The organism is Clostridium oceanicum, from assembly GCF_039521385.1.
Lineage (GTDB): Bacteria > Bacillota > Clostridia > Clostridiales > Clostridiaceae > Clostridium_F > Clostridium_F oceanicum.
The window spans coordinates 97101-123207 of the sequence record NZ_BAAACG010000016.1 but is presented as its reverse complement, the minus strand read 5'-3'; the positions used below and the strand labels follow the sequence as shown (position 1 = coordinate 123207).

General features: G+C 25.4%; 27 protein-coding genes and 1 tRNA gene. 24 read left to right on the top strand and 4 right to left on the bottom strand.

Translation table 11 applies throughout. The features are described 5' to 3' along the window. Positions 1 to 16: 16 nt before the first annotated feature. Both ABDZ71_RS16240 and ABDZ71_RS16235 read left to right on the top strand, forming a co-directional pair. Positions 17 to 523 (top strand): DUF4446 family protein, encoded by a 507-nt coding sequence (locus tag ABDZ71_RS16240; RefSeq protein ID WP_343763253.1) that lies wholly within the window; start codon positions 17 to 19, stop codon positions 521 to 523. 57 nt (positions 524 to 580) lie between these two features. Next, complete coding sequence (locus ABDZ71_RS16235) at positions 581 to 832, top strand: YkuS family protein (protein WP_343763252.1); 252 nt, start codon at positions 581 to 583, stop codon at positions 830 to 832. Positions 833 to 918: 86 nt separating this feature from the next. Here ABDZ71_RS16235 and yyaC read toward each other — a convergent pair whose 3' ends face one another. The 3 genes from yyaC to ABDZ71_RS16220 all read right to left on the bottom strand — a co-directional run bounded on the left by yyaC (position 919) and on the right by ABDZ71_RS16220 (position 3811). Beyond that, the gene (gene yyaC / locus ABDZ71_RS16230; protein WP_343763250.1) at positions 919 to 1515 is read right to left on the bottom strand and encodes a spore protease YyaC; all 597 of its coding nucleotides are present in this window, start codon (positions 1513 to 1515) and stop codon (positions 919 to 921) included. A gap of 65 nt (positions 1516 to 1580) precedes the next feature. After that, positions 1581 to 2645 carry a sporulation integral membrane protein YtvI gene (ytvI, locus tag ABDZ71_RS16225; RefSeq protein WP_343763248.1) on the bottom strand — a complete coding sequence of 355 codons (1065 nt, stop codon included), beginning with the start codon at positions 2643 to 2645 and terminating at the stop codon, positions 1581 to 1583. An 11-nt stretch (positions 2646 to 2656) separates the two neighbouring features. Further along, positions 2657 to 3811 (bottom strand): aminotransferase class V-fold PLP-dependent enzyme, encoded by a 1155-nt coding sequence (locus ABDZ71_RS16220; protein WP_343763246.1) that lies wholly within the window; start codon positions 3809 to 3811, stop codon positions 2657 to 2659. A gap of 180 nt (positions 3812 to 3991) precedes the next feature. Between ABDZ71_RS16220 and ABDZ71_RS16215 the strand changes: the two genes are divergently transcribed. The 19 genes from ABDZ71_RS16215 to ABDZ71_RS16125 all read left to right on the top strand — a co-directional run bounded on the left by ABDZ71_RS16215 (position 3992) and on the right by ABDZ71_RS16125 (position 22821). Then, on the top strand, positions 3992 to 4237 hold the full coding sequence (locus ABDZ71_RS16215; protein ID WP_343763244.1) for a putative Se/S carrier protein: 246 nt from the start codon (positions 3992 to 3994) through the stop codon (positions 4235 to 4237). 3 nt (positions 4238 to 4240) lie between these two features. Further along, entirely contained in the window at positions 4241 to 5110 is an 870-nt protein-coding gene (locus ABDZ71_RS16210; RefSeq protein ID WP_343763242.1) for a mechanosensitive ion channel family protein, read from the top strand. A 22-nt stretch (positions 5111 to 5132) separates the two neighbouring features. Then, the gene (locus tag ABDZ71_RS16205) at positions 5133 to 5330 is read left to right on the top strand and encodes a DUF951 domain-containing protein (RefSeq protein ID WP_343763241.1); all 198 of its coding nucleotides are present in this window, start codon (positions 5133 to 5135) and stop codon (positions 5328 to 5330) included. Between the two features lie 235 nt (positions 5331 to 5565). Further along, a complete protein-coding gene (locus ABDZ71_RS16200; RefSeq protein WP_343763239.1) occupies positions 5566 to 6756 on the top strand; it encodes a dicarboxylate/amino acid:cation symporter in 1191 nt (396 codons plus the stop codon). A 349-nt stretch (positions 6757 to 7105) separates the two neighbouring features. Continuing rightward, a complete protein-coding gene (locus ABDZ71_RS16195; protein WP_343763237.1) occupies positions 7106 to 8254 on the top strand; it encodes a double-cubane-cluster-containing anaerobic reductase in 1149 nt (382 codons plus the stop codon). Positions 8255 to 8374: 120 nt separating this feature from the next. Then, a complete protein-coding gene (rpsF, locus tag ABDZ71_RS16190; protein WP_343763235.1) occupies positions 8375 to 8662 on the top strand; it encodes a 30S ribosomal protein S6 in 288 nt (95 codons plus the stop codon). 13 nt (positions 8663 to 8675) lie between these two features. Beyond that, positions 8676 to 9125 (top strand): single-stranded DNA-binding protein, encoded by a 450-nt coding sequence (locus ABDZ71_RS16185; protein ID WP_343763233.1) that lies wholly within the window; start codon positions 8676 to 8678, stop codon positions 9123 to 9125. Between the two features lie 20 nt (positions 9126 to 9145). Then, positions 9146 to 9388, top strand: a complete 243-nt coding sequence (gene rpsR, locus ABDZ71_RS16180; protein ID WP_343763231.1) for a 30S ribosomal protein S18 — start codon at positions 9146 to 9148, stop codon at positions 9386 to 9388. A 232-nt stretch (positions 9389 to 9620) separates the two neighbouring features. Beyond that, the gene (locus ABDZ71_RS16175) at positions 9621 to 9938 is read left to right on the top strand and encodes a MazG-like family protein (RefSeq protein WP_343763230.1); all 318 of its coding nucleotides are present in this window, start codon (positions 9621 to 9623) and stop codon (positions 9936 to 9938) included. Between the two features lie 11 nt (positions 9939 to 9949). Continuing rightward, entirely contained in the window at positions 9950 to 10915 is a 966-nt protein-coding gene (locus ABDZ71_RS16170; protein WP_343763228.1) for a DUF2232 domain-containing protein, read from the top strand. Between the two features lie 17 nt (positions 10916 to 10932). After that, positions 10933 to 12909 carry a DHH family phosphoesterase gene (locus ABDZ71_RS16165; RefSeq protein ID WP_343763226.1) on the top strand — a complete coding sequence of 659 codons (1977 nt, stop codon included), beginning with the start codon at positions 10933 to 10935 and terminating at the stop codon, positions 12907 to 12909. Positions 12910 to 12911: 2 nt separating this feature from the next. Continuing rightward, positions 12912 to 13355 (top strand): 50S ribosomal protein L9, encoded by a 444-nt coding sequence (gene rplI, locus ABDZ71_RS16160; RefSeq protein ID WP_343763224.1) that lies wholly within the window; start codon positions 12912 to 12914, stop codon positions 13353 to 13355. 10 nt (positions 13356 to 13365) lie between these two features. Next, a complete protein-coding gene (gene lonC / locus ABDZ71_RS16155; RefSeq protein WP_343763222.1) occupies positions 13366 to 15273 on the top strand; it encodes a Lon family ATP-dependent protease in 1908 nt (635 codons plus the stop codon). A 26-nt stretch (positions 15274 to 15299) separates the two neighbouring features. After that, on the top strand, positions 15300 to 16643 hold the full coding sequence (locus ABDZ71_RS16150) for a replicative DNA helicase (protein ID WP_343763220.1): 1344 nt from the start codon (positions 15300 to 15302) through the stop codon (positions 16641 to 16643). 272 nt (positions 16644 to 16915) lie between these two features. Continuing rightward, positions 16916 to 17806 (top strand): ABC transporter ATP-binding protein, encoded by an 891-nt coding sequence (locus ABDZ71_RS16145; protein WP_343763218.1) that lies wholly within the window; start codon positions 16916 to 16918, stop codon positions 17804 to 17806. Between the two features lie 35 nt (positions 17807 to 17841). Next, positions 17842 to 18546, top strand: a complete 705-nt coding sequence (locus ABDZ71_RS16140) for an ABC transporter permease (RefSeq protein ID WP_343763216.1) — start codon at positions 17842 to 17844, stop codon at positions 18544 to 18546. A 13-nt stretch (positions 18547 to 18559) separates the two neighbouring features. After that, positions 18560 to 20404 carry a hypothetical protein gene (locus tag ABDZ71_RS16135; protein WP_343763213.1) on the top strand — a complete coding sequence of 615 codons (1845 nt, stop codon included), beginning with the start codon at positions 18560 to 18562 and terminating at the stop codon, positions 20402 to 20404. 328 nt (positions 20405 to 20732) lie between these two features. After that, positions 20733 to 21425, top strand: coding sequence for a response regulator transcription factor (locus ABDZ71_RS16130; protein WP_343763211.1), 693 nt, complete (start codon positions 20733 to 20735; stop codon positions 21423 to 21425). Next, positions 21415 to 22821 carry a sensor histidine kinase gene (locus ABDZ71_RS16125; protein WP_343763210.1) on the top strand — a complete coding sequence of 469 codons (1407 nt, stop codon included), beginning with the start codon at positions 21415 to 21417 and terminating at the stop codon, positions 22819 to 22821. The genes ABDZ71_RS16130 and ABDZ71_RS16125 overlap by 11 nt, the downstream gene beginning before the upstream one ends. Before the next feature lie 112 nt (positions 22822 to 22933). Here the strand turns inward: ABDZ71_RS16125 and hsp18 are convergent, their stop codons facing one another. Further along, positions 22934 to 23377 (bottom strand): heat shock protein Hsp18, encoded by a 444-nt coding sequence (gene hsp18, locus ABDZ71_RS16120; RefSeq protein ID WP_343763208.1) that lies wholly within the window; start codon positions 23375 to 23377, stop codon positions 22934 to 22936. A 298-nt stretch (positions 23378 to 23675) separates the two neighbouring features. Here hsp18 and ABDZ71_RS16115 point away from each other — a divergent pair. The 3 genes from ABDZ71_RS16115 to ABDZ71_RS16105 all read left to right on the top strand — a co-directional run bounded on the left by ABDZ71_RS16115 (position 23676) and on the right by ABDZ71_RS16105 (position 25988). Next, positions 23676 to 23750: transfer RNA gene (locus ABDZ71_RS16115), tRNA-Thr, on the top strand. Between the two features lie 163 nt (positions 23751 to 23913). Then, a complete protein-coding gene (locus tag ABDZ71_RS16110) occupies positions 23914 to 25635 on the top strand; it encodes a phospho-sugar mutase (RefSeq protein WP_343763206.1) in 1722 nt (573 codons plus the stop codon). A gap of 131 nt (positions 25636 to 25766) precedes the next feature. Beyond that, positions 25767 to 25988, top strand: a complete 222-nt coding sequence (locus tag ABDZ71_RS16105; RefSeq protein WP_343763204.1) for a DUF3006 domain-containing protein — start codon at positions 25767 to 25769, stop codon at positions 25986 to 25988. Positions 25989 to 26107 lie beyond the last annotated feature (119 nt).

Below are 26107 nucleotides of genomic sequence, written 5' to 3'. Positions count from 1 at the left end.
GAAAGGAGAAAAAACAATGACAAATGTAATAGATATAGTTAATACAAATTCAAACTATATAATACTAGGATTAGCATCAGTTGTTTTTATATTGTTGTTGATAAATATAGGTACATTAGTATCTTTAACAAAACTAAAAAACAAGTATAAAAGATTTATGAGAGGAACAAATAATAAGAACGTAGAAGAATTAATAAATGATTATTTAGATAAGATAGATGAAGCTAAGGAACAATCTGATTATGTTAAAGATTTATATGACGTATTAGATAGAAGAGTTAAAGGTTGCGTACAAAAGGTTGCTATAGTAAGGTATAGAGCTTTTGATAATGTAGGTAGCGATTTAAGTTTTTCTTTAGCATTATTAGATTTTGATAACAATGGTGTTGTTATGACAAGCATATTTGGAAGAGATGAAAGTACAACTTATGCAAAACCTGTAGATAAAGGAATATCAAGATATGAGTTATCAGAAGAAGAAAAACAAGTATTAGAAAATTGTATAAATAGTAATATTGAATAGTTAGTATAAAACCCTTCTTTTACGAAAATAATAGTAGTAAAAGGAGGGTTTTTTAGTATGCATATATTTGTATCTAATAATTTACAATACATAAAAAATGAATTGGAAAAAAGGGGTTATAATATTTCTATAAACTATGACAAGCCTTATGATGCTATAATTTGTGATTTGAAAGAAGAAGGGACTTTAAACTTATTTTATAAAAATAATATTAATGCTAAAGGAGCATTAATTATAGATAGTAGTGGAAAAAACATAGAAGAAATAGAAGATATATTAAATTATAGATCATTTACTCCTTTATTTTAATAATTATATACTATTTAATCTTTAGTTTATTATATTTATATAATTATACATTCTATTTTTAAAGAATATATAATGTGCAATTTTCATTAGTTAGTTTTACTTATTTTTTCTGTTTTATATATTAAATGATTTTTACCACCTACAGTTTTTAAAATAGAATGATATAATCCTTTTGAAATATAGTCTGCAAGTTTCATTACAGTATATAACCTAGTGTTTTGTAGTACCATAAATTCTAAAGCACCACACATATTAACAATACCTGTGATACTTAAATCACCTATAGTTGGTAAATCTTTATTCATAGCAGATCCAGGTCTTAATGGCCTACTATCTATGATTATGTTTCCAATATTGTCTAGCTTTCCTAAACAGGCATCTATGGCTATCACATAGGGGTTTTCATATGTATTATTTATTTGTAATATTATATCTGGCAAATTTTTAGCATGTACAGGATTTTTTAAATCTCCATATAAATGTACTTTTTCTCTAACTAAAAATTTAAGTTTTTCTCCAACTAAAGGTCCAAGACTATCTCCTGTAGATCTATCAGTACCTATACAAAGTATAACTATTTCTCTATTTTTTCTCATAGCTGAGTAAATTTCCTTACATAATATATCTCTCATTTTTGATATAACATTAGGAAAAGAACAATCAATAACAGTTTTATTTAACATAAATTTACCTCCTATACATGTAATTATTACCATATATAGGAGGTTTTATACTTATATTATTTAATTTATAATACTTTAACTTTTTTTAGTATGTTATAAAATACTACTAAAAATATGCAAAAGAACATTCCAGAAAATCCATTTGCTTTTAGTCCTATAAAAATAGCTGCAAGCACTGCTACAGGATGTAATCCTAAGGATGAAGACAATACTTTAGGTTCTAAAATTTGTCTTATAACAGAAATAATTATATAAGATATAATTAAAGCTGTACCAACTAAATAATTTTGATATACGAAAAAGTATATTAAAGCTAATGGAATATATATTACACTTATTCCAACTATAGGGAGTATATCTGCTATAGCAGCTATTATACTAAGTACTATTGCATATTTAACTTTAAATATTATAAACACAAGTAATGTTTCTAAGAAGGTCATAAAAATTAAAAATACGTAAGAATTAATATAACTTACAAGCATTTGTTTTGATTCATTAAATATTTCTGCCATTCTATCAGATTTTTTGCTAGGAATAATATTACTTATAGATCTTAGTTTTTTTCTATTAGCTATTATGTCTTTAGTAAAGAAATAAGTAGATAATAGGGTAAACATTATAATCATTAATAAATAAGGTATAGATGCAACAAAGTTTACTATAAAAGAAGCAGTTCTACTTGTAAAATAAACTAAAACATTTGATACTTTAGAGAAAGAACTTTTTAGGGAACTTTCTATTGAACTAGTTATAGAAGGATTAAGATCTTTATAGTATTTTTGAAGTTCATTTACAAAATTATTTATTTTATCTTGATTAGAAGAAATATATGCTTGAGCATTTTTCCCAAATTCTATTAGTTCATTTACTATAGTGTTTATTCCTAGAACCATAATAAGTGTTATTATGGCAAAAAATATAGTTGTAACTATTAAAGTAGCTACAGAATTTTTCATTTTAAATTTATTAATTAAATACATTGTAGGTTTTTTTAATATTACAGCAAAAATTAAAGCTAACACAAAAGGTAGAGTATATGATAGTGTTTTAAAAAATGTAAAAAATAAAAGTGTGTATATTATAAGAAATAATATTAGCTTATCTATTTTTTCTAGTATTGAATTCATATGTTTAAAAATCACATCCTATTAATAATGTTGTTTAGAGCATATAAGGAATAGTTAATATCTTTTATATCGTTAAAAGCACCAAAACTGAATCTTAAAGTACCTTGTGGAAAAGTTCCAATAGTTTTATGAGCTAAGGGAGCACAATGAAGACCTGTTCTTACCATTATCCCATATTCATCATCTAACATGAAACCTAATTCTGAATTATCTATTTTTGTAGAGTTTATAGATATTGTAGCAGTTCTTTTACTAGCATCTAAAGAACCATATACTTTTATAGAATCTATATTTAAAGCACCTTCTATAAATTTTTTACATAAATATTCTTCACGCTCTTTTATAGTATTTACATCTTCCTTTAATATATATTCAATTCCTGATAAAAGACCAGCAATACCAGGACTATTCATTGTGCCGCTTTCAAATTTGTCTGGTAAAAAATCAGGTTGAATGGTACTTTCAGATAAACTTCCAGTTCCACCTTCTATAAAATATTTAGCTTCCTTATTTAATTTATCATCAATTATAAAACCACCGGTACCTTGTGGACCAAGAAGGGATTTGTGACCTGTAAAAGCTAGAGCATTACAATTTAGTTTTTTAAAATCTAAAGGTAGTATTCCTGCAGTTTGAGCTGAATCTATTATAAAATATATATTATTTTTTTTGCAAAAATCACCTATTTCTTCTAAAGGCTGAATACTGCCTACTATATTAGAAGCATGAGATAATACTACTAATTTAGTATTAGGTTTAACTTTTTCTTTGAAGTTCTCTAAGCTTAAAAATCCTTCTTTAGAGCAAGATAGAATATCAAGTTCTATTTTATTAGCTTTTTCTAAAGAGACTAGTGGTCTTAGTACAGAGTTATGATCCATAGTAGATGTAATTACATGCCATCCTTCTTTAACTATAGATTTCAATAAAATATTCATAGATACTGTAATATTAGGTGTAAAAATTACATTTTCTATTTTATCAAAATTAAATAGTTTTATTAGGTTTTGTCTACACTTATAAACTAATCTATCTCCAGTTAATGCGTTTTTATAGCCACCTCTACCAGGACTAGCCCCTATATTTTTCATATAATTATATACTGAATCATATACTGATTCTGGTTTTGGGTAACTAGTAGCTGCGTTGTCTAAGTATACTTTCATAATTAATCCTCCTATGCGAATTATTTGTAGATAAAATATATTTGATAAGAGTAAAAAATGTTCTAATTATAGGAATATTTATATATAATTATAAACTAAAGTAGATTGATTGTATATGTACACTCAAAGTTTTATAATATATAATATGTAATTATAATAATGTAAGGAGAGGGAATAATAATGGAGAACTACATAATAACTTTTGAAAATACACATACTGCTATGGATGGTGAAGATACTTTAAAAACTGAAGGAATTAATTTAACTATAATTCCAACACCAACATATATAACTAAAAGTTGTGGAATAAGTATTAGATTAAATAAAAAAGAGTATGAAAAAGCAAAAAATATTATAGATAGCGGAAAGATTAGTATCAAAAATATATATTTAAAGGAGGGTTCAAGCTATAGCTTGATAGCGTAAAATATGAATGAAAAATTTAAGGCTGTGTCTGATATATTTAGTGGTGGCATAAAAATTGGAAATATAGAGATTAGTGGAAATAGTATATATAGTTTTGTGCATATATTTTTTCAAATATTATTTATACTAGTATTAATGTTTCTTTCTGTAAGAATAGGGAATAAGATAATAGACAAATTTATTAATAGACAGAAAAACCTTAGATTTTCTTTAGATGAGAAAAAAGCTAATACAATAGGAACTGTACTAAAAAGTATATTAAGGTATTCTGTATACTTTTTAGGTATATTTATGATTATAGAAATAATATTTGGAAGAATTGGATCTATATTTGTAGGGCTAGGTGGAGCGGCCCTAGGTTTTGGTGCTCAAAGTTTAGTTAAAGATGTTATAAGTGGATTTTTAATTTTATTTGAAAATCAATTTTCAGTAGGAGATTATGTAACAATTGAAGATAAATCTGGAATTGTAGAAGAAATAGAACTTAGAATAACTAGAATAAAAGATTTTAATGGAGATGTTCATATAATTCCTAATGGACTTATAAATAAAATGACTAATCATGTGAAAAATCCTATTAGATTCAAAGTAGAAATAGGAATAGCTTATGAAGAAAGCGTAAATAATGCTATAAATAAGATTAATAGTATATGTGAAAGTTTTTCAGAAAAAAATGGTGACATATTAGTAGAAAATCCAAAAGTATATGGAGTTACTTCTTTAGGTGATAGCAGTGTTAATATAACTATATATGGTAAATGTGTTCCTATGAATCAGTGGAGTGCAGAGGTTAAATTAAGACAAGAAATATTAAATGGACTTAATAGAGAAAATATAGAAATACCTTATAATAAAATAAATATAGTAAAATAAATTAAAAAGGGGAGAGGTAAAGGTGCCAAAGGTTTTTGATGTTGGGGACATAGTTGAAATGAAAAAACCTCATGCATGTGGTACTAATGAGTGGAAGATTATAAGAGTGGGAGCAGATGTTAAAATAAAATGTTTAAATTGTAGCCGAATAATAATGCTTCCAAGAAATACTTTTGAAAAAAAATTAAAAAAAGTATTAAGCCATAGTGAGGAAAGTTAATTAGTATAGAAATAACATATAAAAAAAGCACTTTTATGTGCTTTTTTTTATATGTTATTTACTATAATTAAATAGTTTTAAATTATTATATATCTATAGTAAATTTTAAATAAATGAATTATAAAGTTTTTATATAGATGGATATATAAGTATAAATATAATAAATAACCATATGTTACAAATTATGTTATTATAAAAAATATGAACACATAATTCTTAAAGGAGAGATTTTACTATGAAACTAAAAAATAATTTAATATTTAAATTAGTTTTAGGCGTAGCATTTGGAATTTTATTAGGGCTTGTTTCTTCTAAAGAAGTAATAGTAGTAGTAGCTACAATAAAATATTTTTTAGGACAAGTTATATCTTACTGTATACCATTAATTATTATAGGATTTATAGCTCCATCTATTGTAAAAATGAAATCTAAGGCTAGTAAAATGTTAGGAATAACTGTTATAATAGCTTATTTATCTTCAATAGGTGCAGCCACATTTTCGGCTATTTCTGGATATGCAATTATACCTAATTTATCTATATCAAATACTGCAGAAGGATTAAGAAAAATACCTGAGATAATGTTTAAATTAAAAATACCGCCTATTATGTCAGTTATGACTTCTTTAGTTACAGCTATATTAATAGGACTTTCAACTGTTTGGACAAAATCAGAATTAGTTGAAAAATTATTAGATCAATTTCAAAACATGATGTTATCTATAGTTACTAAAGTAATATTACCTATATTACCTTTTTTTATTGCAACAACTTTTGCTGGACTTGTATATGAAGGAGGTATAACTAAGCAACTTCCAGTATTTTTAATAGTTATAGTAATAGTACTTATAGGTCATTTTATATGGCTTACACTTTTATATTTTATTGCAGCAATTGTATCAAAAGAAAATCCTTTAGAAGTAATAAAACATTATGGACCAACTTATTTAACAGCAGTAGGTACAATGTCTAGTGCTGCTACATTACCAGTTGCTTTAAAATGTGCACATAAATCAAAAGTTTTAAAAAGTGATATAGTAGATTTTAGTGTACCTCTTTGTTCTACTATACATTTATGTGGGTCAATTTTGACAGAAACTTTTTTTGTTATGACAGTATCTCAAGTTGTATATGGTTCGCTTCCTAGTTTTGGTAGTATGATTCAATTTGTTATTTTATTAGGTATATTTGGTATAGGAGCACCAGGAGTTCCAGGAGGAACAGTTATGGCATCATTAGGATTAATTACTGGAATACTTGGTTTTAATGATTCAGCAGTAGCTTTAGTACTTACAATATTTGCCCTTCAAGATAGCTTTGGAACTGCTTGCAATATGACTGGAGATGGGGCTATAACTCTTATACTTTCAGGTTTAGTTCAAAGACGTAGTATAAAACAAAAAAGTAATATAAAAACAGGAATGTAATTAAAAAATATTAGTTAAAGTTAAATATAATATAAAAAGAAAGTAGTTTTAAGATTACTTTCTTTTTTATATTATATTATTTTTTATGAGAAATTTATAAATGTAATTAGGTAAAATTTAAATTTTGAAAGTATTATAATATATTTTTATAAATGAGGTTTTAAGTATAAAAACACAAAATAATAGTAAGGGCTGTACTATGTTAAAATGTGTATGTAGATAGGTATATATGTAATTATATGAGAAAAAGTGTATTTATATGGGATAGGGTTAAAGTCTTATTAAATTAATAAAAAAACTTTTATATTAAAAACTATTTAACCTAAATAAATATTAGGAGTGAATATAAATGAATGAATTACCAGAAAAGATAAATGATTTTAGTGAAGCTAGAAGAAATGCTTTTATAGGAATAAAAAATTTAAAAGATGAAGGTAAAAATATTGTAGGAATATTTTGCGCATTTACTCCTAGAGAACTTATAACAGCAGCAGGTGCAATTGCTGTTGGATTATGTGGTACAAGTGAAGAACCTATAGCAGATGCAGAAAAAGATCTTCCAAGAAATTTATGTCCACTTATAAAATCAAGTTATGGCTTTGCTACAACAGAAAAATGTCCTTTTTTTTATTTTTCTGATTTAGTAGTAGGGGAGACTACTTGTGATGGAAAAAAGAAAATGTATGAATATCTTAGTGATATTAAAGACGTTCATATAATGCAGCTTCCACAGTCATATAAAGAAGAAGATTCATATAAACTTTGGAGAAATGAAATTGTAAAACTTAAAGAAAAATTAGAAAAACATTTCAGCGTAAATATAACAGAAGAAAATTTAAAAGATGCTATAAGACTTAGAAACAGAGAGAGACAAGCTTTAAAGGAATTTTATGAACTTGGAAAACTTGATCCTCCAGCAGTATCTGGATATCATATGCAAAAAGTTTTAAATGGAGCTAGCTACAAATGGGATAAAGAGGCTTTGATAAATGAAATAAAGAATATGACTAGAGAAACTTTAGATAAATATAAAAAAGGAGAAAGACCGGTTTCAAAAGATTCTAAAAGAATACTTGTAACAGGATGTCCTCTTGGAGAATCAACAGAAAAAATAATTAAAGCTATAGAGGATAATGGTGGAGTAGTAGTTTCTTATGAAAACTGTGGAGGAGCTAAAGATCTTAATGAATTTGTAGATGAAAAAATTGATCCAATAGATGCAATTACAAATAAGTATTTAAATATTGCTTGTTCTTGTATGACTCCAAATGATAATAGAATAGAACTTATATCTAATTTAATGGATGAATACAAAGTAGATGGGGTTATAGATGTTATACTTCAAGCTTGTCATACTTATAATGTAGAAACATTACGAATAAAAAAATTTGTAACTAAAGAAAAAAATACACCTTATATGAGTATAGAAACAGATTATTCTCAAACAGACATTGGACAAATTAATACTAGAATTGCAGCCTTTATTGAAATGTTATAACTAAATATCCATATAATGTTGAATTATGAATTAAACTGTGGTACAATTGGATGATGTGTGAATAGTAAATATTCCTGCTGTACAAAATGTACAGCCATTAGTCCAGAGGAGGTGAAATTAATGAGAAAATATGAAACTCTATTTATATTAAACCCATCATTAGACGAAGAAGGTTACAAAGCTAATGTTGAAAAATTTAAAGGTTTAATAGAAAAAGAAGGTGGAACAGTAGATAACGTTGATTTTTGGGGTAAGAGAAAATTAGCTTACGAAATAAAGAAAATAGGCGAAGGCTACTACACTTTAATAAACTTCACAGCAAGTGAAGATTTACCAAAAGAATTAGACAGAGTGTTCAGAATTACTGATACAGTAATGAGACACATAATCGTAGCTCAAGAACAATAAGGCGGTGCTTGTTTTGAATAAAGTTGTTTTAATTGGAAGATTAACTAAAGACCCTGAATTAAGATTTACTCCAGGGAATGGGACAGCAGTTGCCACATTTACTCTAGCTGTAGATAGAAGATTCCAAAGAGATGGAAAAAGAGAAGCGGATTTTGTACCTATAGTTGTATGGGGCAAACAAGCTGAATCTACAGCAAATTATATGAGCAAAGGTAAGCTTATAGGAGTTAGTGGAAGAATACAAACAAGAAGTTACGAAGCTAAAGATGGTACTAGAAGATATGTTACTGAAGTTGTGGCAGATGAAGTCCAATTCTTAGAATGGGGCAACAAAGCTTCAGGAGCTTCAGGATTTAATGGAAATAACGGCGGATCAGCTCAAAATTCATCTTCACAGAATTTTGAAGGAGATGCCTTCGGTGATGATATAATACCAGTAGATGATGGAGATATTCCATTTTAAAGGAAGGAGGAGTGAACAATATGGCTAGAGATGGCGGCGGAAGAAGACAAAGAAGAGGAAGAAGAAAAGTTTGTTCTTTTTGCATAGATAAAGTTGATTATATAGATTACAAAGATATAAATAAACTTAGAAAATATATCACAGAAAGAGGTAAAATTCTTCCAAGAAGAATTTCAGGAAACTGTGCTAAACATCAAAGAGAGCTTACAAGAGCTATAAAAAGAGCAAGAAATATTGCTTTATTACCATTTACAACTGAGTAATATCTAAATTATTACATAAAAGCTGACTATGTTTTGTAGTCAGCTTTTTTATTAACCATAATTTATTGCATAAAACATATATTAAGTTTAGTATTAGTTTAAAGTTAAGTTGTAAAAGTTAAAAAAATACATAATTATAATTTAATACTATTTAATGATGTATCAATTATTGCATAAAGTACAAAATATAACTAAAATATAGTTATAGGACGTAAGAGGGGTTGGATGTTGTATGGATAGAAATGACTTTAATATTATGCGTAACATAAAAGTTATTGAAGAATTAAAAGCGGATCTTATTTGCATAATAGGAGATTTTTTTAAACTTTTAACAAAAGGTACAAATGTGGCTCATGATGCTATACTTCAATGTATATCAGGAGCTATAATAATACTCTATCTTTTAGCGGAAAAACTAGGATATTCTTATACTTCAGTAGATGATGACATTAAAAAGAAATTAAAACTTGGAATAGTTGAAGAAGACAATATAGAAAAAGAAGAAAAATCATTAAGTAGATTATATAGTCACATTAAAGAAAGAAAATAATGGAGGAATCTATGGAAAACAGGCAAATTAAAATTAAAAGAATAATAGAGACAGCAATGATGATAGCCTTAATGGTAATACTTTCAGTAATTAATGTTTATCTACCTATAGGCCAGGTTATATTGCCTATACCTGTAACTGTTATATATATAAGAAATGGTTTTAAGTATTCTCTAAGCTCTATAATTTTAACAGGAATAATTACATCTATGATATTTAATCCTATAACAGGATTAGTATCTATATTAGCTTCTGTTATTGGATTAATACTTGGATATTGTATTAAAAATAATATAAAGATGTCTAAAACATTAGTTTTTTTAGGTATAGGATTTATAATAATATTTACAGCAAGTTTTTTATTAGCTGCATTTTTGATAAATGGAAAAGATTTATTTACAATGGTAGATGAAATTTTTAAACCTTTAAGGGATTCTTTAGATACGTATAAAGCTGTAATGCCTAATGAAGAGACAGCAGTTTTAATAAATCAATATAAAGAAGTTTTAAAGACAGAAAATGTACTTAAAATGCTTCCAGGAGTTTTGATATCATCTTCATTTATTTTAGGTTATATAGATTATATAGTTACAGTTTATATATTAAAAAAATTAAGATATAAAAATATAAAAGAAGCAAAGTCTTTTAGTTATATCCATATAAATATTAAAGTAGGAACTATTATAGGAATTTGTTTATTATTAGGTTCTGTTTTAGAAAGGTTTAATATAAGTTTAGGAGAATATATATTTATAGGTTCTTTATCTATACTTCAATTTATATTTATAATAAATGGTATAGCTTGTTTTGTATATTATGCTAAAAATAAATTTAAAATGTCTAAAGGGATTATGATATTTATATTAATAATAACTTTATTTTCACCTATTAGCATGATATATATATTTACAGGGTTAATTGATATGGTATTTGACTTTAGAAAATTAGATTCATTTAGGAGTTATAAAAAAAGATAGATAGGTGATTATTGCTTATGGATAACAAATATGATAGTTTTATTACAACTAATAAAATATATATGGTAATAATAGCTGTTTTTATAATGATTTTATTTTTGTATCAGCATATTATTATAGGACTTATATCAATAGCTGTTTATGGATTATTAGTTGTATATAATCTAAGAAACATAAAGCTTAAGAAGAATGAGCTTAAAAATTTCATAAAAAATTTTTCATCTAAAATGGATACTGCCTTTAAAAGTACTTTAATGAATTCACCATTTCCAATGATTGTTATATCTAATGATGGAAGTATATTATGGTACAACAAAGAATTTTCTGTTATACTTCATGGAAAAGACCTTTTAGGATCTAATATATCAAGTGAATTTAAAAAATTTAAGTTTAAACAGGCAATTGAAGGTAAAAAAAATTTATTTAAAAATATATCTTTTAAAGATAGGTATTATGATATATACTCAAATATAATCTATGATGAATATAAAGAAAATAAGATGCTTCTTATGTATTTATATGATGTAACTAATATTTTAGAAATAATAAAGACAGTAGAATCTAAAAAAGAAGGTATAATGCTTGTTGAAGTTGATAACTTAGATGAAGTTATAAAAGGAGTAGAAGAGGACAAAAAACCACTTCTTGTAGCTGAAATAGAAAGAAATATAAGTATTTTTTCTAAAGATATGAAAGCTATGATGAAAAAATACCAATCTAATAAGTATATTATATCAGTTCAAAATTTTTATATAGATGAAAATATGGATAAGAAATTTAGTATATTAGATGAAATAAGAAATATTGATATAGGTAATAAAATGTCTCCTACTTTAAGCATTGGTATAGGAAAAGGTGGAAAGACACCTGTAGATAACTATAATTATGCTATGGCAGCTAAAGAGCTTGCTTTAGGCCGTGGTGGAGACCAAGCAGTAGTAAAAAATAAAGATAAACTGTTTTTCTATGGAGGAAAAACAAAAGAAGTAGAGAAAAGAACAAAAGTAAGGGCTAGAGTTATAGCTCATGCTTTAGTGAATTTAATAAATGAAAGTAGTAAAATATTTATAATGGGACATAAGAACCCTGACATAGACTGTATAGGATCAGCTACAGGTCTTCATAGTATTATTTCTCAGCTTAATAAAAAGTGTTATATAATTTTAGAAAATAGCAATAACAGTACACATTTTTTATTAGAAAAAATAAAAGAAGAAGAAGATTTTAAAGATGTTTTTATAAATAATATAGAATCTAAAGAATTAATAGATGAAGATAGTCTTCTTATAATAGTAGATGCTCATAGTAAAGGTTATGTACAAAATAATGATTTAATAGAAAGATTTAATAGGATTGTTATAATAGATCATCATAGAAGAGCAACAGATTGTATAGAAAATCCTATTTTAAGTTATATAGAGCCCTATGCTTCATCAGCTTCTGAGCTTGTAACAGAAATGATACAATATATGGTGGAGAAGCCTAAAATAAGTTCTATAGTAGCAGAAGCACTTTTAGCAGGTATATATATAGATACTAAGAATTTTTATTTTAAAACTGGCGTAAGAACATTTCAAGCAGCTTCCTTTTTAAAGAGGTTAGGAGCTGACACCATTGATGTTAAAAAATTATTTTCTAATGATTTAGAAAGTTATGTTCAAAAATCTGAGATAATAAAATCAGCTAAAGTAGATAGAGACATTGCTATAGCTGTATGCCCCTCTAATATAAAAAGTACTGTACTAGCAGCTCAAGCTGCGGATGAACTTCTTAATATAAGAGGAATTAGAGCTTCATTTGTTCTTGTTAATATAGAAAATGAAGTATATATTAGTGGTAGATCTCTTGGAAAAATAAATGTTCAGGTTATAATGGAAATGTTAGGTGGAGGAGGACATATGACTATAGCAGGTTCAAAACTAACATTAAGTACAGAAGATACTGTGAAAAAACTTAAAGATGCTATAGATAAATACTTAAGGGAAGGTGAATAATAATGAAAGTTATATTATTAAAAGATGTTAAGTCATTAGGTAAAAAAGGAGAACTTGTAAATACTTCAGATGGATATGCTAGAAATTATTTATTTCCTAGAAAATTAGCTGAAGAAGCTACAAATAATAATTTACACATATTAAATAATAAAAAAGAAGCAGAAAGAAGAAAAAAATTAAAAGAATTAGAAGAAGCTCAAAAAGTTGCTAATAGCTTAAAAGGTAAAGAAGTTAATTTTAAAGTTAAAACAGGAGAAAATGGAAGACTTTTTGGATCAATAACTTCAAAAGATATAGCTCAAAAGATAAAAGACCAATATAAAGTTAAGATAGATAAGAAAAAAATTGTATCAGAGGCTATAAGACAATTAGGTTCATATGATGTTGAATTAAAAATTTATCCGGAGGTTTCAACAAAAGTTAAAGTTGTAGTTAGCGGGGAATAGGAGGATAGCTGTGAAATCTGAATTTTTAGATGAGTTAGAAAAAGAAGCAATGGATACAATATACGATAACAATGCTTCATTAGAAGTTCAAGTTGATGTATTGTTTCAAATAGCTAAAAGATTAATCAAAGATGGAACTATAAGAAGTAGAATAATAAAATATAAATTACAAAAATATGTTGATAGTAAAAATATATATGAAAAATTATATGCTTTAAATAGAATCGTTAGTGATACAAAAGGTATTGAAGTGATACCTACAAAGGAAAATGCAAAGGATATTTTAGAGGAAACAAATGACGTAATAGTTGAAGTTTTAGCTCAAAAATATGTAGAAAACAAGATAGAAAAAGAAGTAGAAAAATCATTAATGGAAAAGCAAGAAAAATATATAGATGAAGTTAAGCTTAACATTATAAAGAAGCAAAAAGGTTCAGAAAATAGAAGAACTATGAGCAAATATGATAGGCTTAAAAAATTAGATAAGAAAAACGCAAGTGAAGGTATACAGCAGCTATTAAGACCAGATTCATTTTCAGAAATTATAGGTCAAGAAAGAGCAGTAAAATCTCTTTTATCTAAAATAGCATCACCATATCCACAACATGTTATACTTTATGGACCACCAGGAGTTGGAAAAACTTCTGCAGCAAGACTTGCTTTAGAAGAAGTTAAAAAACTTCATTACACTCCTTTTGATGGTGATTCTAAATTTATTGAAGTAGATGGTACAACATTAAGATGGGATCCAAGAGAAATAACTAATCCACTTTTAGGATCTGTACATGATCCTATATATCAAGGATCTAAAAGAGATTTAGCAGAAACAGGAATACCAGAACCTAAAACAGGACTTGTAACAGATGCACATAAAGGAGTTCTTTTTATAGATGAAATTGGTGAGCTAGATGATATGCTTCAAAATAAATTATTAAAAGTTTTAGAGGATAAAAGAGTAGAATTTTCATCTTCTTATTATGATCCAGATGATGAAAATATACCTAAATATATAAAATATTTATTTGAAAAAGGAGCACCAGCAGATTTTGTTTTAATAGGGGCTACTACTAGAGATCCTAGTAAGATTAATCCAGCATTAAGATCAAGAAGTGCAGAGGTGTTTTTTGAACCACTATCAGCAAGTGACATACAAGATATAGTAAAAAGCGCTGCAAGCAAGCTTAAAATTGAAATAGAAGATGAAGTAGCAGAGACTATAAGCAGATATACAATAGAAGGTAGAAGAGCTGTAAACATGTTATCAGATGCTTATGGATATGTTCTTTATAATAAAAAGGCTAATTTAAATGAGAAAGTAAAAATAACTTTAAAAGATTTAGAACATGTTATATCAATAAGTAGACTTACTCCTTATGAAAGAATTACTAACAAAAATGAAACTGAAGTAGGTCATATTTATGGACTAGGAGTAAGTGGATATATAGGTTCTACTATTGAAATAGAGTCTTCAGTATTTAAATCAGCTCAAAAGGGAAAAGGTTCTATAAGATTTAATGATACAGCAGGAAGTATGGCGAAGGATTCAGTATTTAATGCAGCATCTGTTATAAGAAGAATAACAGATAAAAATATGAATGATTATGACATACATGTTAATGCTATAGGTGGCGGAAAAATAGACGGACCATCAGCAGGTGCTGCTATAACAACTTGTATAATTAGTGCACTTTTAAACAAACCTATAAAACAGAATATAGCTATAACAGGTGAGATATCTCTTAGAGGAAAAGTTAAACCTGTAGGTGGTATATTTGAAAAAATATATGGAGCAAGAAGAAAAGGGATAAAAACAGTTATAGTTCCAAAAGAAAATTCAAATGAAGTTCCTAAAGGTTTAGATGATATAGAAGTTAAATTAGTAGATAATATCGAAGAAATCATGGATATTGTATTTTAATCTACTGTGTTTAAGGAGAGATAACAATGGCCATAGATAATATGCCAATGAAAAGTATGCCACAAAGTATAGAAGCAGAACAGAATGTATTAGGATCTATGATCATCGATAAAACCTCTATAGCAGATGCTGTAGAGGTTTTAAACACCGATGATTTTTATAAAGATTCCCATAAAATTATATTTAGTTCAATTGTTGATTTATATCAAAAGGATACAGCAGTAGATGTTTTAACAATTACAGAAAACTTAAGAAATAAAGAAAAACTAGAAGCCTCAGGTGGAATAAGTTATATAACTCAACTTTGTAATTCTATAATATCTACAGCCAATATTCATTCTTACATAAAAATAATAAAGGATAAATCTATATTAAGAAAACTTATAAGATCTTCTACTGAAATAATAGAAGGTTGTTATAATAAACAAGATGATGTGGAGTCTGTAATAGATGTTGCAGAAAAAAAGATTTTTGATATTTCAAATGATACTACAACTTCTGATTTTGAGCCTTTAAGCAATGTTTTAGAAAGAGGATTTTTAGAAATAGAAAGGCTCTTTAAAAACAAAGGCGAAACAACAGGAGTACCTTCAGGATTTAGAGAATTAGATGCTAAAACTTCAGGATTTCAAAGATCTGATATGGTTCTTATAGCTGCAAGACCATCTATGGGTAAAACTACTTTTGCATTAAATATAGCAGAATATGCAGCTCTTAGAGCAGGCCAAAGTGTAGCAATGTTTTCCCTGGAAATGTCAAAAGAACAACTTTCTTATAAATTACTTTGTTCTCAAGCTAACGTAGATATGTTAAAGCTTAGAACTGGTGATTTAGATGATAAGGACTGGGAAAATATAGCTAGAGCTTCAGGACCTTTAGCATCTGCTAAAATATTTATAGATGACACTCCAGGTATAACTGTAATGGAAATGCGTTCTAAATGTAGAAGACTTAAGATTGAACATGGAATAGACATGATTATTGTGGATTATCTTCAACTTATGTCTGGTGGAAGAAATTCTGAAAGCAGACAGCAAGAGGTATCAGAAATATCAAGATCTATAAAAGCATTAGCTAAAGAAATGAATTGTCCTATTATTGCCTTATCTCAGCTTTCACGTGCACCAGAAGCAAGATCTGATCATAGACCTATGCTATCAGATTTAAGAGAATCAGGATCTATAGAACAAGATGCAGATATAGTTATGTTTTTATATAGAGATGAGTATTATGATAAAGAAACAGAAGATAAGAATATAGGAGAATGTATTATAGCAAAGCAAAGAAATGGTCCAACAGGAACAGTAAAACTTGCATGGCTTGGACAATACAGTAGATTTGGTAATCTAGATGTAGTTCATCAAGAATAAAAATTTTATTTTTTAAAATAGCAGTGGTAGTTATTAAAGCTACTGCTGTTTTTTTATTGTTTTATTTAGAAAATATAAAAATATTTTTTAAAAGAAAAAACTTTTTTAATTTTATTTACGTATATATACATGTAATTAAAAAGAAATATAAGTAAATATAGTTATGAAATTTGAAAGAGTGGATCAGTATAGTTACATATTAAAGGATAAAATATTTGTTAACTAATTATTTTATAAAAATCAATAATAAAGTTACAGATGGGGGAATATATTTGAAAAATTTTATTTCAATAAAAAATGTTAGTAAAACTTATGATAAAAAAAGAGTGTTAAAAAATATTAACTTAGAAATAGAAAATGGAATGTTTGGTCTTTTAGGACATAACGGCGCTGGAAAGAGTACACTTATGAAAATTATTACTACTTTAATTTTACCGGATAAAGGGTCCAAAATAGAAATTTGTGGACAAGATATTAAAGAAAATAAAATGAATATAAGAGAGATAATTGGGTTTTTACCTCAGGAATTTAATATATATCCTCAAATGACAGCTTATGAATTTTTAGATTATATAGCATTATTAAATAATATTAATGATAAAAGTGATAGAGATAAACTTATTTGTAGTACTCTTTCTAAAGTAAATCTTTTAGATCATAAAAGTGGTAAAGTTGGACAATTTTCCGGTGGAATGAAAAGAAGATTAGGTATAGCACAAGCAATAATTAAAAATCCTCGAATTTTAGTTGTTGATGAACCAACAGCAGGGTTAGATCCAGAGGAAAGAATTAAATTTAGAACTATGTTGGTAGAATTGAGTGAAGATAGAATTGTTATTTTATCTACTCATATTGTAGAAGATATATCTGCTTCTTGTGAAAAATTAGGGTTAATGTTTTCTGGAGAATTAAAATTTGTAGGAACTCCTGATGAATTTATAAAAAATACAGAAGGTTATATATGGGAAAAGACTATTTCTAACAATAAAGAATTAATAGATTTAAAGAATAAATATTCTATAATTTCAATAAGAAGAACATGTGGTACTAGTATTGTTAGATTTTTAGCTAAATCTCAAGATGTAAGGGATGGTTCTAATATAAAATCAGTTTATCCTAATTTAGAAGATGCCTATTTGCATTTTATGCAGAGCATGAAATAAGGCAGTAATTTTAAGCTTAAAAAGGAGAAATTTTTATGAAATCTTTTGTTGTATTAAGAAAAGAAATGAAAAGGTTAAATAGAAGTGTTGTTTCTTTATTAGGAATAATATTAGTTTCTATAGTACCTATGATTTTAGATTACTTTACATTAATAGATAACCTAAAAAATAGTAGATTTGCTGCTATGAGATATTCAGATGAATCATTTTTAATAGGAATGTATTTAATTCCATTATTAGTTTTTATTATATATTATTATGATAGGAAAAGTGATATGCTAAGCATTATATATACTAATCCTATTTCTCCATTTCAGTATAGCTTTGGGAAGTTTTTAACAGCAGTTTGTGTTTACTTACAATATATTTTATTAGGAAGTATTATAACTATTATTTTTCCTATATTTTATGGAAAAAGTATTTATTCCATATATACTTTTATTATTACGTTTTTGTTATTTTCTTTTCCTTTAATTATTTTTTTCATTGCTTTAAGTAATTTGATAAATATTATTCTTAGACAGTCAATAGTTTCTGTTATTTTACCTTTACTTGTATTTTTTATGTTAGATAAAATACCAATTTTTTCAGGATTTACTCGTGTAAGATATTCTCAATTATTCATTAATAGAAACTATATTGATCCAAAAGTAATATTAGTTGGTGCAGCATATATAGCAGTAGCAATAATATGCATTGTTATTAGCACAATTATTTATTGCCGTCAAAATAATAATTAAAAGGAGGATAAAGGTGAATAGTTTATTAAAAATTAAATATTCTATAAAAACTAAAAATAAATTTTTAATTGTTTCTATAGGATTATATTATATTACATGTATATTTTTAATTCTCTTTGCAGATTTGTGGGAGTTTGTAAAGCTTACAGCAGTTCTTATACCAATTGTACTATGTACTAACGTGTTATCAGAAGAATATGACAATAAAAGAGAAGGAATGATAATTCCAAATGGAACTCCTTTATATAAAATTGTTTTTTCTAGATATTTTATTTACTTTTTTCTAAGTAAGTTAATGATAGCATCATTATTTTTTATTGGGTGGTTTACTAAATATTATACAGGCATGTTTGTAAAAGACTTTATAATAGTTTTTTTCTATTCTTTATTTTTAACTCTTTTAGGATTACTTGTAAGCAATATTACAAAAGATACTATTAAAGGATATTCTATATCCATAGGATATTTTATTTTTCAACTTGTAGTAGGGAATTTTATATTTGGAAAGTATTGTCCACTAATAGCATCTTCATTTAATTTATCCCTTAAAGAGCATATTATTAAGAGTAATTTATATTTTATGATAGGAATATCTATAATATTGTTTTTTATAAATTTATTATATATATGTAGTGAGAAAAAAATAAAGAAAATTGTATTTAAAATATTAGCTTTAAGTTTATCTATATTTATTATTGTAATTTTTGAAAATAAATATAGTAGTTACAATAGATCAGTTTCTGTAAGTAAAGTTTTAACTAAAAATCAAAAGCCAGTTTACATTATAGATGAAACTGATAAGAATTTACTTTTATATTGTAAAAATAAAAATATAAATTTTATAAAAGAGAATAAACTTAATTTAGAAAAATATAAAGATAAAAATATTGTAGTTATTTCAAAATATAATTCTGATTTAGCAAATAATATTAAAGATGCATTAAAACTTAATATTAATTTAGATAAAAGAGATTTAATGATAGATAAAAACGGAATATATAATGCTAATTCTTATAGAATTTTACTTCAAAATCCATTAAATAAAGAAAATAAAATTTTATTTATTCAAAGAAGAGTATTTAATGATAAAGATTTAGATAGGCTTTTAAATGAAAAACAAGGAGGATTTATAGCAGTAAAAGATGGTTTAGTGTTAGCTAATGCTGTATATGATACAGAAAATATCAATACTACTAACTTTTTTGAAAAGATTAATATAGTAGATAATAATGGTTGGTTTATAAAAAAGAATACTAAAACTCAGTTATTATATAGAAGTCTTGAAACAAGAGACGTAAATTATTTATTTTCAAGCTGGAATAATATAAAAAACATAATTGATAAAAACTTTAAAAATACTAATTCTAATAAACAGTTTCAAGTATATTTTAGAGAAAATGTTACCGATTTAAAAAAGAATTTTATTCCTTTAAAAATAGAAATGTTATTAGATTTAGAGAAAGAAAGAGATTATAAAGTTAATGAGTGCTTCTATAAAGGATATTTAGAAGAGAAAGGTTTTAAATTTATATCTGATGAAAGGTTAAAGGAAGGATGGATAGATTTTATTAATGAAACTATTATATATCCACAATTAACTAATGATAGTAAGTTTGGAGATCATTATATCCAAACTATAAAAGATAAAACAAAAAAAGGGGAAGTTTATACTAAAGAAAACAATCAGTATTTTGCTGGCAAAATACTTTCTTCAATAAAAGATAAAAATAAAAGATTAGATTTTATTAGCGAAATAATGAACCGTAAGTGTGAGACTAAAAATAGTGATATAGAAAAAATATATAGTAAATATGTTGATAAAGAAATAGCAAAAAATAATATGAAATATTTTAAATAAAAAATATTTAATTTAAAATATATAATTATTTAAAGTTTTTTTATAAATAAACAAAACATAGTTTATAAAATATCGTAGTTTTCTAATATGGATTCTTACGATGTTTTTTGTTTTTTAAGTAAATAAATTTTGGAATTTTATAAATGAAATATTTTAACAAAATCTTAATAATTTGTAATAAAACTTTAGCAGTTGTTAGAGTAATTTTGTAATGTTTTTTTATTACAATAATAAATGTAATGAGTAGCTATCTCAATTATTATTAAGAAAGAAGGTTTTTACTTTTGTAAAAAATATATATAATGAGTGAAGACAGGGAGGAATATATATGGACAAAAGTATTATTTTGGTTGTTGATGATGATAAAGATATAAGAGATATGATTAATATATATTTAGTTAATCAAAACATGAAAGTGTATACAGCATCAAATGGAGTGGAAGCTTTAAAAATATTAGAAAATAATAAAATTGATTTAATTATATTAGATATTATGATGCCCAAAATGGATGGAATAAAAGCATGTATGAAAATAAGAGAAAATCTTAACGTTCCTATAATAATTTTATCTGCTAAAATTGATGAAGCTGATAAAATATTAGGACTTACTATTGGGGCTGATGATTATGTTGGGAAACCTTTTAGTCCATTAGAACTTTTAGCTAGAATAAAATCTCAACTTAGAAGATATAAAGAGTTAAATAATAATTTTGGTAAGGTTTATGAAAAGGAAACAATACAAATTGATGAACTTTCTATAAATGTATCTAACCATCAAATATTTTTAAAAGACAAGGAAATTAAAGTAACACCTTATGAATTTAAAATATTAGTACTGCTTGCTAAAAATAGAGGAAAGGTTTTTAGCATAGCTTCAATTTATGAAAATGTATGGGAAAAAGAGTATATAAGTTTAGATAGAACTGTTACCGTTCATATAAGAAGAATAAGAAAGAAAATAGGAAAAGAAAATAATTATATAAAAACTGTATGGGGAGTTGGGTATAAAATTGAAGATTAAATTGGGACTTAAATTTAAAATGATAACTATGTTTTTAGTATGTATATATATATCAATGGTTTTATCTGGTATTATAATGAGATCATTTGTGAAAGGTAATGTTGATTATACATCTAGAATTAGTAATGTAAATATTAAATTTATAAAAGAATTAAAAAAAGTATCAAATAAAAGTAATGAAATAAATAAAGTTATAGAAAAGTATGAAAAAAAATATAAAGAGAATAATCTTAAAATATATATAATAAATAACAAAGAAAAGATTTTGTATAAAGGATCAACTAGTAATGAAAAATCTATAGATTTAGAACCGTTAATAGATAAACAAATTACATTACAAGATGAAATAAGATATGATGGAAATGGAAAGGGAGTTTATTACTCAAGAATTTCAGCAGTAAAAGTTAATAATGAAGTTGTTAATGTATTGGTGAAAGGAAATATAAACCCAATTAAAGTCGATCACTTTATTGATAGACATTCAGGGGATATAGGAAGTTTACTTATGATTATAATTTTTATTATTATAATTAGTATTTTTATTAGACCAAAATTAAAATATATAAAAGAAATTTGTCATGGTTTAAATGAGGTAGCTAAAGGAAATTTAAAATATAGAATAAGAGAAAAGGGAAAAGATGAACTTCAATTAATAGCTTTTAATATTAATAATATGTCAGAAGAATTAGAAAGAAAAATAAAAAATGAAAGAAAAATAGAAAAATCTAAACAAGATTTAATAACTAATGTAGCCCATGATTTAAGAACACCACTTACTAATATTATAGGTTATGTAGAAATTATAAAAGAAAGAGGCTACAAAAACAAAAATGAATTATTAAAATATATAGGTATAATTTCAAACAAATCAGAGTCATTGAGAAAATTAACAAATGATTTATTTATATATACAAAGCTATCTTCAGGAAGTATAACTTTAAACATTACTAGATTTAGTATAAATGAATTAATAGAGCAAGTTATAGATGAATATATAGATTTATTTGAAAACAATAATCTTAAACTAAAAGAGGACTTAATTGATGAAAATATTATAATTAATGGAGATGCAGATAAGATTGCTAGGCTTTTTAACAATCTTTTTACCAATGCCATAAAATATAGTATTAAACCTTCTGATGTGAATTTAAAACTTATAAAGGAAGGAGAAAAAGTTATTATATCTATAAGTAACAAATGTAATAGTCTTGAAGGGGAAGATATAAACAATTTGTTTGAAAGATTTTATATAGCAGATAAATCACGTTCAAAGGATAAAAATAGTTCTGGATTAGGGTTAGCAATTAGTAAAACAATAGCAGAACTTCATAAGGGGAAGCTAAGTGCAGATTATAAAAATGGAGTTATAACTTTTGTTTTAGAAATGAAGATTTAATAGATTTTAACAAGTTATATATTACTTAAATTAAATATTATATAATAATAACGATATTAAAGAGTAAATAGATAGATTTGTTTTTATACAAATCTATCTATTTACTCTTTAATTAATTTATATCTATTTTTCTTCCATCAGATTTTTGAGCTTTAGGAAGAGTTAAGTTTAATACACCATTATCAAATTTAGCCTCTATATTTTCTTCATTAATATTATCTACATAAAAGCTTCTTTTAAATTCACCATAACTTCTTTCACGTCTTACATAATTATCTTTTGTATCATCTACAGAATTTTCACGTTTAGCACAAATAGTTAAATAGTTATTGTTATACTCTACAGTGATATCTTCTTTTTTTATTCCAGGTAAATCAGCTTCAATCATATAAGATGAATCTGTTTCTTTAAGATCTACTTTGAATCCATTACCAAATCCTTTTACATTCATTGGCGAAAAAAAGCTATCTGAAAAGAATTCATCAAACAAATTATCGAAAACATCACCTCTTTTTAACATTTCATTATTTTTTCTAAAAGGAACCATATTAAACATAGTAAAAAACCTCCTCTATTTAATAAAATATATTTAATGATGTTTAATGTTTATCATTTACTGTACTTACATAATAAAACTAAAGTCAAAGAAAGTCAAAGTCTAAAATAAGAAACTATAAATTAAAATAGTTAGAAATCATTAGAATAATAGAGATAATTTAATATAATAAATAAAAATAATGATTTAAAGGAAAATTTCAAAAAGATATGATTAAAATATTATAGTTATATTTTAAAAAAATTGAATATATTGAAATTTATAACATATTATATTAAAATTATATTATATACAGTATGCTTTCGTAGCACAGGGGTAGTGCAATTGATTCGTAATCAATAGGTCGCAGGTTCAAATCCTGTCGGAAGCTCCAAAGAATATATAAAATTTAGATTAATTTCAAGATTTTTTCAAATGAATAAATTAATTCATGGTAATTAAAAATAATTATCAATTATTAAATGAATTAAGAGGGATTTATAAAGTGAATATTGAAATAATAAAGTTGTATACTAATGATTAGAGAGGAGATTAATATGAATTATAGAGAGATATATAAAGAATGGTTAAATAATGAATATATTGATGAAGATACAAAAAAAGAGTTAGAGAGTATAAAAAATAATGAAAGTGAAATAGAAGATAGATTTTATAAAGAATTAGAATTTGGTACTGCAGGCCTTAGAGGTAAAATTGGTGCGGGAACAAATAGAATGAATATATACAACATATCTAAAGTTACTCAAGGACTAGCAAATTATATAACAAAAAAAGGTGAAGATTATGTAAAAAGAGGTGTTGCTATAGCCTTTGATTGCAGACATTTTTCAAAAGAATTTGCAAAAGCTGCAGCATTAGTTCTTGCAGCTAATGGTATAAAAACATATTTATTTGAGGATTTAAGACCAACTCCAGAGCTTTCTTTTACAGTTAGAAGATTAAATACAGCAGCTGGTATAGTAGTAACTGCTAGCCATAATCCAAGAGAATATAACGGATATAAAGTATATTCTGAAGATGGAGCTCAAATATTAACACATGTAGCTGCAGGTATAACAGAAGAAATATCTAAAGTATATGATTTAAGTAAAGTTAAAAAGATAGAAGAAGAAAAAGCTTTAGATTTAGGACTTTTAAAAATATTAGGTAAAGATATAGACGATGAGTATATAGGTAAAGTTAAAGGTCTTTCTTTAAGAGAAGATATAGATAAAGATATACAAATTGTATATACTCCTTTAAATGGTACAGGAAGTGTTCCTGTACAAAGAGTTTTAAAAGAAAGAGGATTTAAAAATATAACTGTAGTTCCAGAACAAAAAGATCCAGATCCAGATTTTACTACAGTTGGATATCCAAATCCAGAAGATACAAGAGCTTTTAAATATTCAGAAGAACTAGGAAAAAAAGTTGGAGCAGAGCTTTTAATTGCAACAGATCCAGATTGTGATAGATTGGCTATAGAAGTTAGAAATAAAGATGGAGAATATGTTCCTTTCAATGGTAATCAAACAGGAGTTATACTTATAAATTATATTATAGAAGGAATGAAAGAAAAAGGAATACTACCTAAAAACCCAGCTATAGTTAAATCAATAGTAACAGGAGATTTAGGTAAGGCTATAGCTAAAGATTATGGAGTAGAAACGTTTGAAGCTCTTACAGGATTTAAAAATATATGTGGACTTATTCCTGAATTAATAAGACAAGATAAACAATTTATATTTGGATATGAAGAAAGTATAGGATATGTAACAGGAACTTTTGTTAGAGATAAAGATGGTGTAAGTTCTGCTATGCTTTTATGCGAAGCGGCAGCTTATTATAAATCAATAGGAAAAACTTTATTAGATGTTTTAAATGAAGTTTATGAAAAGTATGGTTATTACAGAGAAAAACAAATATCATTAGTATTAGAAGGTATAGAAGGCAAAAAAAGAATTGAGAGAATGATGAGTTTTTATAGAAATAATTTCCCTCAAGAAATTAATGCTGTAAAACTAGAAAGATATATAGATTATGATAGAAGAATAGAATATAAAGTAGAAAGTGGCCATAAGATGCCTTGTAGAATACCAAAATCTAATGTTTTAAGATTCTTTTTAGAAGATGAAAGTTGGTATGCAGTTAGACCTTCAGGTACAGAGCCAAAAATTAAAATATATATATATACTAAAGGAAAAACTGCTAAAGAAGCAGAAGAAAAGATTTCTACTATGGAAAGCTTGATATTAGAAAAACTTAATTCAGTAAAATAATAGTAGAGTTTTATGAATTTAAATAATATGTACCAATATTAATTTATAGTTATTATAATATTTGATATAAATTTATTAAATAAAAGTAATACTATAATTAATATTGGTATTTTTTATAGAGGGTGATTTAAGTGAAAGGTATAGTAGATAGAATTGAGGGAAATATAGTTGTTTTAGAATTAGAAAATAAAACCATGTTAAATATTAATATACGTAAATTTCCTAAAGAATTAAAAGAAGGTGATTATGTTTATAAAGATAAAATTAGTGGGAAAATGAAAATAGATAAAGAAATGACTAAAAAAATTTCTGAAGAAATAAAAAAATTAACAAAAGATATATGGGATGATTAAAAAAATATGTCAAAATAAAAAAAATTAATTTTAGTAATAATGAAATTATTAATTCATATACTATATAGTTATGATTTTTTTCTTTTTAAACTTTAAATATTAGAACAAATTTTAATTTT